Raw genomic sequence first — 14,521 nt, forward strand, 5'->3', positions numbered from 1 at the left:
TAAGTGAATGACCATCATAGTAATTACAGAAAAGGGTGAATAAAGCATATGAATCAATTTGAGCAAATGATGTACGTTGGTGTCATCATGTCTATTGTACTATCCGTAATGATTTTAGGGTCCTTATATTATAATCCTCGACTTTCGTTAACTGATTATCCGAAAGATATTCAAAAAGTAGTTTTTCCAAAATCGATTCATGAAAGAAAGCAAACCATTTATTTTAATATTGTATATAATACTATTCTTTTCGGTAGTCCCTTCGTTTCTATATATATACTACATAAGCATGAAAAATTAATGTATATGGATGCCTATTTACACACTTTTGGTATTTTAATGATTTTCAATTTAGTAGATTTACTTATAATTGATTGGCTAATTTTTTGCTGGATTACTCCAAGGTTTGTTGTGATTCCTAGTACGGAAGGTATGAAAGGATATAAAGATTATAAGTTTCATTTAAGAGGGGCTATAGTCGCTACTCAAATTTTAGCAATCGTAAGTTTATTTTTGGCGGGAATTGCCACAACTATTTAGTGTGAAGAAGGGCATGGAGCTTTTATAAAAGATAAGGAGATCTATAATATATAGAATTAGAAATGAGAATTTGATAGTATTGGAGTAAGGAGTTTTAATAACAGTATATTAAACAATATTAATATATTGTTGCAAATGTTTTGATATTATGTAAAATTATACAATTTTACGGAGGCATTTGATAAAATTCAAAAAAATATAATGGAGGCTAATATGAAAAAAGTAATTGGCGCAGCAACCGCAACTGTTTTTGGATTGGGGGCGTTTACCACAACTGCTACCGCAGAAACAATCGTAACAGCAGATGTACTTAACGTACGTGAAAAACCGACTACAGAATCAAAAGTGGTCGAAAAAGTAAAGAATGGGCAAGAGTTAAAAGTCATAAATACCGAAGATGGCTGGTCAAAAATTGAGTTAAACGGTAAAGAAGTGTTTGTTAGTTCGGAGTTTACAAAAGATGTGTATCATGTAACGGCGGATTTGTTAAATGTACGTACTGAAGCAAACACAGATTCAGAAATTCTTGGCAGACTAAAAAAAGATGATGTAATTGAATCAACGCATCAAGTAAAAGACGGATGGCTGCAATTTGAGTATAAAGGAAAAACTGCTTATGCAAACGTTTCTTTCCTATCAAGTACAGCACCAACTGAAAAGAAAACTGAAGAGAAAACAAAGCAAGTAGCGAAAGTACAAAAATCAGTTAAAGAAAAGAAAGAAGTAAAGACGCAGAAAGTAGCAAAAGTGAAAGAAACAACGAAAGCACCAGAAATAGTAAAGCCTAAAGAAGAGGCAATAGTATCAGAGAAAGTAAAAGTTAAGGAAGAACCGAAAGCACCAGAAATAGTAAAGCCTAAAGAAGAGGCAATAGTATCAGAGAAAGTAAAAGTTAAGGAAGAACCGAAAGCGCAAGAAATAGTAAAACCTAAAGAAGAAGTAAAAGTTAAAGAAGAACCGAAAGTGCAAGAAATAGTAAAGCCTAAAGAAATAGTAAAGCCTAAAGAAGAAGTAAAAGTTAAAGAAGAAGTAAAAGTTAAAGAAGAAGTAAAAGTTAAAGAAGAAGAAAAAGCGAAAGAAATAGCAAAGCCTAAAGAAGAGGCAAAAGTTAAAGAAGAAGAAAAAGCACAAGAAATAGCAAAAGCTAAAGAAGAAGAAAAAGCAAGAGAAATAGCAAAAGCTAAAGAAGAAGAGAAAGCAAGAGAAATAGCAAAAGCTAAAGAAGAAGAGAGAGCAAGAGAAATAGCAAAAGCTAAAGAAGAAGAAAAAGCAAGAGAAATAGCAAAGGCTAAAGAAGAAGAGAGAGCGAAAGAAACATCTAAAAACAACATACAGTCTGCTAAACGTGAATTAACGGTAGTAGCGACAGCGTATACTGCTGATCCAAGTGAAAATGGTACATATGGTGGACGCGTTTTAACTGCGATGGGGCATGATTTAACGGCAAATCCGAATATGAGAATTATCGCAGTTGACCCGAAAGTAATCCCGTTAGGATCTAAAGTATGGGTAGAAGGTTATGGAGAAGCTATCGCTGGTGATACTGGAAGTGCAATTAAAGGTAATCGTATTGATGTATTAATGGGTTCAAAAAGTAAAGCTATGAATTGGGGAAGACAAACTGTTAAAGTGAAAATTTTATAGTAACTATAATGATCCAAATAGAAGTCAGTTCTCTTTATTGAGGCTGGCTTTTATTTTTTTAGTAGAAGTATAATAGGATTTTTAAATGGCTTACTAATAAACCTGTAATAAAACATAAAAATTGTCTCATGTTTAGAAAAACTATTAAGAATGAGGTAAGGAAGTAGAACAGAAGTTTATTGAGAAGTAGAGAAGAATAGTTTGGGAAAATGAATATCTATTTTTATTTATGTCAAGATTGTCCTGTAATGAAGACCGAGATACAAGGTACATAATGTAAATAAGACTGATTGATTATGTCAGTCTTATTTGTATATCTTAATATCATTAAAAATCACATCAAATATATCTTTTTGCGTAAAGTTATCTGTAAAAATAGTTTCTCTCGTAACCTCAATTGTATCGTGCGGATTATACCATTTTTGTAGGGAATCTTCACCAAATTCATGTCGTTTGTCCCTTGTGTTATGTCTTCTAATAGTTTCCTCTAATGATAAATCAAAGTAATATGCAAATGCATTTTCATCAAAATAACGAATTAATTCTTTTAACATCTCACCATACCTATGACTGTTCAAAATACCTTCTAAAATAACAAATTTACATTTTCCTTTTCCGTACTTCGTAATTTCAAATAGTAAATCATGTGATAAATTACCCATTGTGTCGTGTACTCTAAGCATATCTCTACGTACAACATCCTGTGATACTAAAAGTGTCCCTTGTCCAAAATGTTCTTGTAGTTGTTTTGCAATCGTTGTTTTACCACTTGCGGAGTTTCCTCTAAGAATGATTAAAGTGGATGTAAGTATAGGTTTAGACATAATGTATTCCTCCAACAGTATTAATTATATAGAAAATTTTAACAAAAAAAGTGAGGGAAGTGTATAATCAATATGATGGATATTTAAGAAGGGGGTTAGACGGGAGATACATTAAAAAATGCAAAACCTATATGGAAACGGATGTGGTTTCGTTATCTAAGTGCATTTTTTATTGTTCAGTTACTGTTTATCCCGCATTAACGGGCAGTAAGACCCCACCTCAAAATTCAGCGAAAGCGAAGAAGTTAGGTGGGGGATCAACTGCCCATAAAAGCCCGATTGGTTCAACTAATAATCAGTGGGGGATGAACAAAACCCCCACTGATTAAAGTTTCACTTTATTTTGTGTGAAATCACTGGGTGGGCACCAAACTTTAGGCCAGGTGGAGAGTTTTTTAATAGAATATTAAATTCTCAATTTTTCACTGAATGGTTTACACTCTATACAATCCCGCAATTTAACGTATTTACAGCATTTTTTGCGATTACATTACTACCATATGCATTAGTAGGTGCAATGAAAGATGTAACAGCAAGAAAAAATATAAAGGAATAATAGAGGTATAATATGCTTTTTCAAAAAGAAGGTTTATTGATTAGATACGTAATGGAAGATGATGCATCTATCGTTTCTAAATGGTTAACGGACCCAGCAGTCCTGCGGTATTACGAAGGACGAGATAATCCGCAGTCTGTAGAAAAGGTGCTTGATCATTTTATACATAATCCAAACGGTAATGAAAAAAGATGTTTAATAGAATTTGATACCGTTCCCATTGGTTACATGCAAATGTACCCAGTTGATTCAGAGTGGAAAGCGTTATATGGCTATAAAGAATCACAAAATGTATGGGGAATGGACCAATTTATCGGTGAACCAGCCTATTGGGGAAAAGGAATTGGACAAAAACTCGTTCAGGCAGCAATTACATACATTATGGGTGAAATGGGAGCAGAAGCAATCGCAATGGATCCGAAAGTAAATAATGAACGAGCGATAAAGTGTTATGAAAAATGCGGATTTAAAAAAGTAAAGATTTTAAAGGAACATGAGCTGCATGAGGGGAAATTAGAAGATTGTTGGATGATGGAATACAAACAATTATAATGAATATGCAATGGCTTATATAAACGAAGGGAGCTGTGCGAAATGAAAAAAGCGTTAATCGTAATTGATGTGCAAGTGGGTATGTATACAGCTGGAATGCCAGTACATAATGGGGAAAAGTTTTTACAAACATTGCAAGAGCTTATTGGGGAATGTCGTTCAAATGATATCCCAATTATTTATGTCCAACATAACGGTCCTAAAGACCATCCGTTAGAAAAAGGTACGGATGGGTGGCGAATCCATGCGGCAATCGCTCCGCAAGAAGGAGATAATATTGTTGAAAAGACGACGCCAGATTCATTCCATAAGACAAACTTAAGAGAAGTGTTACAAGAGAAAGGAATTGAACACGTTATTCTTTCGGGAATGCAATCAGAGTATTGTGTAGATACGACAACGCGCAGAGCATGTAGTGAAGGATATAAAGTAACGTTAGTGAGTGATGCACATAGTACATTTAATACAGAAGTGTTACGTGCTGAAGATATTGTGCAACATCATAACGCAGTATTGGGAGCGTTTGCGGATGTTGTTGCATTAAAAGACTTGAAAGTGGCTGCCTCTAAATAAGAGGTAGTTTTTTTATTAGAAAAAAGCGTCAAATATTGTCGGTAAGTCGATATTTTGAAATAATCGTTTATATAATTTCACGTACCATAATGAAAATATACAAAAAAGGAGCACCACATAATTAAAAAGGGTGCTCCTGCATTAAAATGTTACTTCTTCTTGTCTTTATCCAATATATTTTGTTCTTCAGCAAACTCCGTACCATATGCAAAGCGGCGATTAATACGAATGTTATCATTGTTGTGCCTTGTATGAGAGTTAGAGAAGCGATGAACGATTACTTCAGATAAAGTGAAGACGATGGCAGAAAGGATACTGCCCCATGCAATTTGCATATAGTTGTCTAATAAAATATTACCGAAAATCCATACGCTTAAATATGTTAATAAGAAATCCGACATAATGGCACCAGTATTGCCAATTCGATTTAAAATAATTTTATCAACGAACATGTAGGATACGATTGTAACAAAGAGACTGAATGAAATAATTTGAACAAACGTTGCAGGGAAAAATAAAGCAAGCCCAATGCTAAATGCGATAATGCACGATATAAACTTGATAAGCACTACTGTGAAATCATTCAAAATTTACACCTCCGATTTATACATAGTTTTTCAATAAATTCTGGAGTTCATACATTGTAACGGATTTATTTATATAAAACTTTTTCATGTTCGGAATTTAGTCTAAATATTATAAAAACATTGAAAAAATGTTATAGTAAAATGAGAGTGTATGACATTTTTAGGTAAGGGGGAATCCAGGATGTGGATTACTTCAGAAGTAGAAATTCCAGATGAGTTAATTGATCACCTTGAGCAAGGAAAGTTAGTGTTATTTGTTGGAGCGGGAGTTTCTATGAAAGGGAAATCAAACTTACCGAATTTTGATGATTTAGTTGATGAAATTGCAAAAACGTTATATGTCGAAAAACGCGAAATAACAGAACCACATGATTATTATCTTGGTAAAATTGCGAAAACAAAAGATGTACATCAAGTCGCAAGAGATCTTGTTCATATAGAGAAATCAAAACCGAATCCATTGCATTATGCAATTCCAAGGCTATTTCCTTTAGATACAGATATCCGCATTGTAACAACAAATTTTGATCAACATTTTACAACAGCAATTAAGGAAATAAATAGAGATATCAATGTTTATTACGCTCCAGCTTTACCGACTGGGAGAGCTTTTAAAGGTCTTGCTTATATACATGGTAATGTAGAACAGGAGAAAGAGGCTTTAATTTTAACAGACGGTGATTTTGGAAGGGCTTACTTAACAGAAGGATGGGCAAGAAGATTTTTAGTTGATCTATTCTCAAATTACACCGTTTTATTCGTTGGATATAGTCATAATGACCCAGTAATGAAATATTTAGCAACTGGTTTACCACCAAGTACAAGACGATTTGCTTTTGTCGCACAAGGAGAAAATACGTACCATTGGGAACATTTAGGGATAAGACCAATTGTGTATCCGAATAAGGTGAATAATCATCAATCCCTCGTAAAAGCGGTAAAACGCTGGGCTGAATTAATGGGTGATAATTATATTACGAAAAGAATGCGTATTCGGGATATTGTAACGGTTCCCCCGTCAGTAGAACAGGAACAATTATCATACATAAAGCAATCGATTAAAAAAATTGAAACAGTACGTTACTTTGTGGAATTTGCTCATGATTATGAATGGGTCGAATGGTTAGAAGCAGAAGGTAAATTACAAAATTTGTTTATGCTTACGCCAAACTATAATGAAGTAGATGAATTACTTGCAGAATGGTTAGTGGAACAATTTCTTTTTAGTCATCAGAAAGAATTATTTCAATTAATTTATAAAAACTATTCTAAAATGTCACCGTTATTATGGAGAACAATTTGTAACTACTTAAACGAAACGAAGAGTAAGATGGACCCGCTGTTGTTTGCAAGGTGGACACTCCTTTTATTAGAAACAGCTGAAAAAGATAGTAGCTCTATAGAAAAGATTTCTAAGTTACTGCAAAAATGTTCTTTTCCTGAGCATAAAGAAATTGCCTTATTGTTACTAACTTTTATTTTAGACGGAAAACTGAAGTTGAAACGTGTAAGAAAATGGGGGAATGATACGCAAGAATCAATAGAACTCGAGGAATCGAGTCGCTTACCAGTATCTACATTTTCTCATGTGGAGCAAATTTGGAACGAAAAGATGAGGCCATATATCTCTTATTATGCTGTTCCAATTATGATGATTGGATTAGAAAAATTGAGAATGTTGTCGTTAAGACAAACAGCACTGAAAAAAAGAAATAAGGAAAATGTAGAGAAAGAGTTTCATCAAAATGATCTTGCATTTTTAATACGAATTGTAAAAGAGTGTCTAACTTATTTATGCGAAAACAATGAGAAAAAAGCGGATTATTATATTACAGAAATGATAGAAGCAAATAGTGTACTTCAAAAGCGAATTGCAATTGATGCGATGAATAAAAATATTTTTGTTCGTGTAGATGACAAAATGAAATGGTTGTTACATGAAGGACTTCTTTTAGATTTCACTTATAAACACGAAGTTTTTCAACTTTTAAAAAGGCATTATGCACATTGTTTAGAAAAAACAAAAGAAGAAGTCACTCGAACTGTAATAAAGCATCTTACAGAAGAGAGGGTATTTGATGCATGTCTCGTATTAGACTTATTATTCAAGTGTGATTCGAGTAGCCCATCTACGGCAAATGGGTATGAGTTAATGAAGCAAAAGCATCCTCATTTTCATTCTGAACGATACAGTGTACAAAAGAAAGAAGATACAGCAGAAAGCATTACTTGCAATGTAACTGCTGACGGATTATTGCAGCTGAAAGATGTTGAAATTATGAAGCAAGTTCAGCAATTTTCGCAAGATGGTGTTTTTGAACAACGCCATTTTTTAGAGATGTTATCAAAAGCATGTAAATTAAACACAGAGTGGAGTATTTCATTTGCATACCGATTAGTAGGAGTGCAAGAAATAAGTAATGAAGTATGGTTTGTTTGTATTAGAGAATGGCGAAATAATCGAGGATTGACGAATGAGCAAATCCAAAAAATTATTCCGCTATTGCAGAAATTTGTTAGAAATACCGCTTTTCATTGGTTAATTAGTAGTTTTCTATATGAAGTTAGTAATCGACTAGAAGAGTTAGAAGAGAATAGTATACGTGTTGTAAAACGATTTGCTTTTTCAGTGTTTCCTCAAGTTATGAAGAGTGATACAGATTTTAAGCTTGGGAAACAAGATTTTTATAATGAATCAATTCAGCATCCAGTTGGAAAAATGACGGCTGTATTATTAAAGTTGTTATCATATGATCATTTATACGATCGTAATGTATATGAATATTTATTTTTATTTGAAGAACAAGTAAGAGTTAATTCGGAACGAACAAACTTTATGTTTGCCCGTTTAATAGCAGATATTACATTTTTATATCATATTGAAAAACAATGGTGCCGAAAATATTTGTTACCATACTTAGATTTAAAAAAACAAAATGAGATTACGGAATATGCATGGGCCGGCTTATGTTACACGCAAATAAATTTACCTTTATTTACAGAAATGAAGCGATTTATTAAGTATGCGATAGAACATTTGGAAGTATTACATCCGCATACGAGAGAAGCTTTCTTGAAGTGGCTTAGCTTTGTATTTATTAAATGTGTACTATATTGGGAGCAAAAAACAGATTGGTTATACCCGTTACTCATACTAGAAAATGAAGAAAATAAAATTAAGTTTATGCAGTTTTTATGCTATTACGTCAAAACATTAAGTGTAAAAGAACAACAAAAATTTTGGACAGCTTGGCTCAGTGTATTTTTGCGAGAACGACCAAAAATGGGTGAGATAACTGCAAGAGAATATGTAATGCTTTTACGTATTATTTTATACATGGATGAAATATTAGAAAAAGGATTATGTATTATGTCTCGTGCATTTTCAAGTGTACATGGTAAATGTACAGGTGAGGAAATGAAGCAGTTATTGATTGAAATGCTTCATAAAAAAGAAAGTATGAAAGCGCATAAAGAAATATTTGCAAATGTGTTTTTTATTTTACTACAAACATGTCACGAAGCCGTTTTATTTGAAAAAGAAATCATACAAATAAAAGAATTATTAGTTCAGTATGAAGTAGAGGAATATGTTTTACATTTACTAGAAAATGAAATAATTCGCATAGGAATTGTAATGGGTGATTTACAAGAAGAATTATAGGACGAAAGTGGAATTTTAAAAAATATATAAAAAGTTGTTGACAGTGTTTTGAAAAGCGTTCTATAATACGAATCATACTTATTCAATTTCAAAAAACATTTGAATAAACAAAGTGCAATGAAGAGATCACAGTAGTGGTTAGTCTTACTGTAACAGAGAGCTGGTGGTTGGTGTGAACCAGTACAGGGATAATCATGAATTACAGTCTTGGAGCATCTTTTTCGTAATAAAGATAGTTTGTCTTTATGAGGAAAAAGCGGTCAATTGATCGTTAACAGTGAAGAGAGGTAGACGGAAAGTTAGTCTGCAACTAGGGTGGTACCGCGATAAATATCGTCCCTACTGATTTATTCAGTAGGGACTTTTTGTATTTTAGTGGTCCAACTTGAAAATAAAATAGTCATGCATTGAAAGGAAAAGCAGTAGTTGTTGTTTCCCTGTAACAGAGAGCTGGTGGTTGGTGCGAACCAGTACATAAACAAGAGCGAATTACAGTCCTAGAGCATCTTTTTCGTAGTAAAGATAGTATTGTCTTTATGAAGGGAAAGACGGTCAGATGATCGTTAACAATGAAGAGAGGTAGACGAAAGAAGTCTACAACTAGGGTGGTACCGCGATAAATATCGTCCCTACTGATTGGATCAGTAGGGCTTTTTTGTACAAAAAAGTGGGTTTTTAACTAGTAGTTCATGTCTTTGTACGAATTATTAGTTTAAGATAAGAAGAGGTATCGATTCCACTATAAATTTGTATAATTAGTCAGTTCAGAAAATAGAGAATTTTTTATTCTCTTACTATACTTTTAAAACATTAGAGGAGGATTTCCAAATGGCAAATCATGAATTAGATCAATTACGTAAACAGGTAGATGAAATTAACTTACAACTATTACACCTTTTAAACAAACGTGGTGAAATCGTTCAAAAAATTGGAGAGCAAAAGCAAGTACAAGGTACGAAACGCTTTGATCCAGTACGTGAGCGTGAAGTACTTGATATGATCGCAGAGCATAACGAAGGACCATTCGAAACATCAACAGTTCAACATATTTTCAAAACAATCTTCAAAGCTAGCTTAGAGTTACAAGAAGATGATAACCGTAAAGCGTTATTAGTATCACGTAAAAAGAAACAAGAAAACACAATCGTTGATGTAAAAGGTGAATTGATTGGTAACGGAACACAAACATTCATCATGGGACCTTGTGCGGTAGAAAGCTTAGAACAAGTTCGCCAAGTAGGGCAAGCGATGAAAGACCAAGGTTTAAAATTAATGCGCGGTGGTGCATTCAAACCGAGAACTTCTCCATACGATTTCCAAGGTTTAGGAGTAGAAGGACTTCAAATTTTACGTCAAGTAGCAGATGAGTTTGACTTAGCAATTATTAGTGAAATTTTAAATCCGAACGATGTTGAAATGGCATTAGACTACGTTGATGTAATTCAAGTTGGCGCACGTAACATGCAAAACTTCGATTTATTACGAGCTGTAGGTAAAGTTAACAAACCAGTATTATTAAAACGTGGATTAGCAGCAACAATTGATGAGTTCATTAACGCAGCGGAATACATCATTGCGCAAGGTAACGATCAAATTATTCTTTGTGAGCGCGGTATCCGCACATACGAAAGAGCAACACGTAACACATTAGACATTTCTGCAGTACCAATTTTAAAGAAAGAAACACATTTACCAGTTATCGTTGATGTAACACATTCAACTGGACGCAGAGATTTATTATTACCAACAGCGAAAGCGGCACTTGCAATTGGCGCAGATGCAGTAATGGCTGAAGTTCATCCAGATCCAGCAGTTGCATTATCAGATTCTGCACAACAAATGGACATTCCAGAATTCCATAGATTCATGGATGAGTTAAAAGGTTTCAAAAATAAATTATCTTAATTCCATATCATATATGCGTTGAAGAGGAAACAGTAGTGCTTATCTCACTGTTAAAGAGAGCTGATGGTCGGTGTGAATCAGTACAAAGGTAAGCATGAATTACAGCCTTGGAGCATCTTTCCCGACAACTTTTGGAGGGGAAGACGGTCAAACGATCGTTAAAGAAGAAGAGAGGTAGACGAAAGAAGTCTACAACTAGGGTGGTACCGCGATAAACATCGTCCCTACTGAGCGCTCAGTAGGGACTTTTTTGTACAAAAAAATAGTAAAGGGGCAAGAGAAATGAGATACATTACAGCTGGAGAATCACATGGACCGCAGTTAACAGTTATTTTAGAAGGTGTACCAGCCGGTTTGACACTTACGGCGGAACATATTAATAAAGAATTATTAAGAAGACAAAAAGGTCATGGACGCGGAAGACGTATGCAAATTGAAACAGATACAGTTGAAATTGTAAGTGGTGTTCGTCACGGGATGACACTTGGATCACCGATTACGTTAATTGTAAAAAATGATGATTTCAAACATTGGACGAAAGTAATGGGTGCAGAGCCAATTTCGGAAAAAGAAAGTAAAGACATGAAACGTACAATTACAAAACCACGTCCCGGACATGCAGATTTAAATGGAGCAATTAAATATGGTCATCGTGATATAAGAAACGTATTAGAGCGGTCATCTGCAAGAGAAACGACAGTTCGTGTAGCTGCTGGTGCAGTTGCAAAACAAATTTTAAGCGAATTAGGCGTGGAAATTGCAGGACATGTTCTTGAAATTGGTGGAGTAAAAGCAAAACATATTTCAAACTTATCGATTGAAGAAATTCAAACAATTACTGAAAACTCACCAGTTCGATGTTTAGATAAAGAAGTAGAGCAAGAAATGATGAATGCGATTGACAACGCAAAAAGTAGTGGAGATTCAATCGGTGGTATTGTGGAAGTCATTGCAGAAGGTATGCCGATTGGCGTCGGTAGTTACGTCCATTACGATCGTAAATTAGATGCAAAACTTGCTGGTGCAATTATGAGTATAAATGCATTTAAAGGTGCTGAAATTGGCGTAGGTTTTGAAGCGGCACGACAACCAGGAAGCAAAGTGCATGATGAAATTCTGTGGGATGAAGAAAAAGGATACACGAGAAAAACGAATAATGCCGGCGGTCTAGAAGGCGGTATGACAACAGGTATGCCAATTATCGTAAGAGGCGTGATGAAGCCGATTCCTACTTTATACAAACCGTTAGCAAGCGTTGATATTGATACGAAAGAAGCATTCCAAGCGAGTATTGAAAGATCTGATAGTTGCGCAGTACCAGCGGCGGGTGTAGTAGCTGAATCTGTTGTGGCATGGGAACTTGCAGATGCTCTAGTCGAACAATTCGGAAAAGATCGTATGGAATTATTAAAACAAAATATTATGCAACACAATAACTACGCAAAAGAATTTTAATAAAAAGGTGGGTTTAACGTGCAAGTAAAAGATCAACTATCATCATTACAACCATATAAACCAGGTAAATCACCAGAACAAATGAAAGAAGTGTACGGAGATCATTTGTTTGTGAAATTAGCATCGAATGAAAATCCATTTGGTTGTTCACCGAGAGTTTTAGAAGAGTTGCAAAACTCTTGGTTGGAACATGCTTTATATCCTGACGGAGGTGCTACAACGCTCCGTCAAACAATCGCAGATAAGTTGCATGTGCAAATGGAACAAGTACTTTGTGGTAGTGGTTTAGATGAAATCATTCAAATAATAAGCCGCGCCGTATTACGAGCGGGAGATAACATTGTAACAGCAGGTGCAACATTCCCGCAGTACCGTCATCATGCAATTATAGAAGGTTGCGAAGTGAAGGAAGTTGCGTTAAATAACGGTGTATACGACTTAGAAGAAATTTCTTCAGTAGTAGATAACAATACAAAAATTGTATGGATTTGTAACCCGAACAATCCAACAGGCACATATGTGAATGACCGAAAATTGACTCAATTCATTGAAGGTATTAGTGAAAATACGTTAATTGTCATTGATGAAGCGTACTATGAATACGTAACAGCAAAAGATTTCCCAGAGACATTACCGCTTTTAGAAAAACATAAAAATATTCTTGTACTTAGAACATTTTCTAAAGCGTACGGATTAGCTTCTTTCCGCGTTGGATATGCGGTTGGACAGGAAGAGTTAATCGAAAAATTAAATGTCGTTCGTTTGCCATTTAACGTATCTTCATTAGCGCAAAAAGCAGCGACGATTGCTTTTGGTGACGATGAGTTTATTGAGGAAATAGTTCGTGTAAATACAGAGGGATTACAACAATATGAAAGCTTTTGTAAGGAAAATGAAATTCCATTTTATCCATCGCAAACAAATTTCATCTTCTTGCCAGTTGAGAATGCTGGAGAGATTTATGAAGCTTGTGCACACGCAGGATTTATTATTCGTCCGTTCCCGAATGGTATCCGTATTACAGTCGGAACAAGGGAGCAAAATGAAGGGGTGATTTCAGTGTTACAACAACACTTTGAAAATAAAAAAAGAAAGTCTCGAGATGAGGAAAATGCGTAAAAAGGTAGTATTAATTGGAACAGGTTTAATAGGAGGCTCTCTCGCATTAGCAATTAAGAAAGAGCACGATGTAACGATAACAGGGTACGATATATTTAAAGAGCAAGTAGAGCGTGCAAAAGAATTACATGTAGTAGATGAAATAGCAATTAATTTACAGCATGCATGTGAAGAGGCACATTTAATTGTTTTTGCTTCTCCAGTTGAAGAAACGAAGAAGTTATTACACAAATTAGCGTCATTTCGTTTACGAGAAGATGTGATTGTAACCGATGTTGGTAGTACAAAAGGGACGATTATGAATGAAGCGGAAGCTTTGTTTTCAAAAGAAGTTTCTTTCATTGGCGGACATCCGATGGCAGGTTCTCATAAAACAGGCGTTGAAAGTGCAAAAGCGCATTTATTTGAAAATGCATTTTACATTTTAACGCCGATGAATCATGTGCCAAATGAACATGTAGAAGAACTTAAGCGTTGGTTAAATGGAACGGGATCTCATTTTCTCGTTTTAAATACGGAAGAACATGATTATGTAACAGGGATCGTTAGTCATTTTCCGCATCTTATCGCAGCTGGGTTAGTAAAGCAAGTGGAGAAACATGCAGGAGATAATCCGCTCATTCATCAACTAGCTGCCGGAGGATTTAAAGACATTACACGTATCGCATCTAGTAGCCCAAAAATGTGGAGTGATATTGTTAAACAAAATCGTGAGCATTTAATGGTATTATTAAAAGAGTGGATCTCTGAAATGGAAGATTTATATGATACAGTTTCGACCGGAGATGCAGGCGAGATTCAAAACTATTTTGCAGACGCGAAAGAATACCGTGACTCTTTACCAGTACGAAAGAGAGGGGCAATTCCTGCCTATCACGACTTATACGTTGATGTTTTAGATAAAGTAGGGGCATTGGCTCATATTACGAGTATTTTGGCGCGCGAAGAAATTAGTATTACGAACTTGCAAATATTAGAAGCGCGTGAAGGATTGCTTGGGGTATTACGTATTAGCTTCCAAAGAGAAGAAGATCGTATGAAAGCAAAGCTAGCGCTTGGAGAAGAAAAATACCAAACTTATGAAACAATTTAAATGAGAAGG

Annotated in this window: 11 protein-coding genes, 1 pseudogene and 3 other annotated features; of the genes and pseudogenes, 10 read left to right on the plus strand and 2 right to left on the minus strand. The window is 34.8% G+C overall.

What is annotated here, in order from left to right:
* The first annotated feature begins 48 nt into the window (after positions 1–48).
* Both AC0OM3_RS10670 and entB read left to right on the plus strand, forming a co-directional pair.
* Positions 49–540, plus strand: coding sequence for a nitroreductase (locus AC0OM3_RS10670; RefSeq protein ID WP_474211727.1), 492 nt, complete (start codon positions 49–51; stop codon positions 538–540).
* A gap of 213 nt (positions 541–753) precedes the next feature.
* Positions 754–2,184 carry a cell wall-binding protein EntB gene (gene entB, locus AC0OM3_RS10675; RefSeq protein ID WP_474211729.1) on the plus strand — a complete coding sequence of 477 codons (1,431 nt, stop codon included), beginning with the start codon at positions 754–756 and terminating at the stop codon, positions 2,182–2,184.
* 305 nt (positions 2,185–2,489) lie between these two features.
* On the opposite strand, the gene AC0OM3_RS10680 is transcribed toward entB, so the two are convergent.
* Positions 2,490–3,008, minus strand: a complete 519-nt coding sequence (locus tag AC0OM3_RS10680; protein WP_000042588.1) for a kinase — start codon at positions 3,006–3,008, stop codon at positions 2,490–2,492.
* A gap of 337 nt (positions 3,009–3,345) precedes the next feature.
* Between AC0OM3_RS10680 and AC0OM3_RS10685 the strand changes: the two are divergent.
* From AC0OM3_RS10685 to AC0OM3_RS10695, 3 genes and pseudogenes are all read left to right on the plus strand, one after another.
* Positions 3,346–3,564: pseudogene (locus tag AC0OM3_RS10685) on the plus strand (YfzA family protein); the annotation flags it as partial.
* A gap of 12 nt (positions 3,565–3,576) precedes the next feature.
* The gene (locus AC0OM3_RS10690; protein ID WP_000898778.1) at positions 3,577–4,116 is read left to right on the plus strand and encodes a GNAT family N-acetyltransferase; all 540 of its coding nucleotides are present in this window, start codon (positions 3,577–3,579) and stop codon (positions 4,114–4,116) included.
* A 42-nt stretch (positions 4,117–4,158) separates the two neighbouring features.
* Positions 4,159–4,689, plus strand: coding sequence for a cysteine hydrolase family protein (locus AC0OM3_RS10695; protein ID WP_000709546.1), 531 nt, complete (start codon positions 4,159–4,161; stop codon positions 4,687–4,689).
* A gap of 149 nt (positions 4,690–4,838) precedes the next feature.
* Here AC0OM3_RS10695 and AC0OM3_RS10700 read toward each other — a convergent pair whose 3' ends face one another.
* Positions 4,839–5,276: a YndM family protein gene (locus tag AC0OM3_RS10700; protein WP_000997702.1), complete on the minus strand. Its 438-nt coding sequence runs from the start codon at positions 5,274–5,276 to the stop codon at positions 4,839–4,841.
* A gap of 181 nt (positions 5,277–5,457) precedes the next feature.
* Between AC0OM3_RS10700 and AC0OM3_RS10705 the strand changes: the two genes are divergently transcribed.
* The 5 genes from AC0OM3_RS10705 to tyrA all read left to right on the plus strand — a co-directional run bounded on the left by AC0OM3_RS10705 (position 5,458) and on the right by tyrA (position 14,512).
* Positions 5,458–8,940, plus strand: coding sequence for a DUF4020 domain-containing protein (locus AC0OM3_RS10705; RefSeq protein WP_474211731.1), 3,483 nt, complete (start codon positions 5,458–5,460; stop codon positions 8,938–8,940).
* Positions 8,941–9,048: 108 nt separating this feature from the next.
* Positions 9,049–9,284 (plus strand) — a binding site (T-box leader).
* A 54-nt stretch (positions 9,285–9,338) separates the two neighbouring features.
* Positions 9,339–9,574: a binding site (T-box leader), on the plus strand.
* A gap of 194 nt (positions 9,575–9,768) precedes the next feature.
* Positions 9,769–10,845: a bifunctional 3-deoxy-7-phosphoheptulonate synthase/chorismate mutase gene (locus AC0OM3_RS10710; protein WP_001273575.1), complete on the plus strand. Its 1,077-nt coding sequence runs from the start codon at positions 9,769–9,771 to the stop codon at positions 10,843–10,845.
* Between the two features lie 9 nt (positions 10,846–10,854).
* Positions 10,855–11,074 (plus strand) — a binding site (T-box leader).
* Positions 11,075–11,127: 53 nt separating this feature from the next.
* Positions 11,128–12,300 (plus strand): chorismate synthase, encoded by a 1,173-nt coding sequence (aroC, locus tag AC0OM3_RS10715; RefSeq protein WP_001269424.1) that lies wholly within the window; start codon positions 11,128–11,130, stop codon positions 12,298–12,300.
* 18 nt (positions 12,301–12,318) lie between these two features.
* Positions 12,319–13,419 (plus strand): histidinol-phosphate transaminase, encoded by a 1,101-nt coding sequence (gene hisC, locus AC0OM3_RS10720; protein WP_001197237.1) that lies wholly within the window; start codon positions 12,319–12,321, stop codon positions 13,417–13,419.
* A complete protein-coding gene (tyrA, locus tag AC0OM3_RS10725; protein ID WP_001228129.1) occupies positions 13,412–14,512 on the plus strand; it encodes a prephenate dehydrogenase in 1,101 nt (366 codons plus the stop codon). Before hisC ends, tyrA begins: the two co-directional genes overlap by 8 nt.
* Positions 14,513–14,521: the final 9 nt, after the last annotated feature.

Source organism: Bacillus sp. FAU20 (assembly GCF_056033865.1).